Annotated in this window: 1 protein-coding gene; it reads right to left on the bottom strand. The window is 40.0% G+C overall.

Annotated features, from left to right (window positions below; translation table 11 throughout):
• On the bottom strand, positions 1 to 419 hold a 419-nt coding region (locus tag AC13HU_RS38195; RefSeq protein ID WP_483046583.1), incomplete at its 3' end, for an ATP-binding cassette domain-containing protein.
• Between the last annotated feature and the right edge of the window lie 18 nt (positions 420 to 437).

The following is a 437-nucleotide window of genomic DNA, read 5'->3' as shown; positions in this document are numbered from 1 at the left end:
ATCTTATCAAGCATTTTCTTACGTGATGTTGCCTGCCTTGACTTAGAAGCATTGGCAGAGAAACGAGCAACGAATTCTTGCAATTGTTTAATTTTTTCTTCTGCTTTAGCATTACGGTCTGCTAGCAATTTAGCAGCAAGCTCAGAAGATTCCTTCCAGAAGTCGTAGTTTCCGACATAGAGTTTGATTTTTCCAAAGTCAAGGTCGGCCATGTGAGTACAAACTTTGTTTAAGAAGTGACGGTCGTGGGATACTACGATAACTGTGTTATCAAAGTCAATTAAGAAGTCTTCTAACCAAGTAATCGATTGGATATCCAAACCGTTAGTAGGCTCGTCCAAGAGAAGAACATCTGGTTTACCAAAAAGTGCTTTGGCGAGGAGAACCTTTACTTTTTCACCGTTGGCCAATTCGCTCATGTTTTGGTAGTGTAATTC

The organism is Streptomyces sp. NH27 (assembly GCF_056859195.1).
The sequence above is the reverse complement of the archived record's forward strand: the minus strand, read 5'-3'. Positions and strand labels throughout refer to the sequence as shown.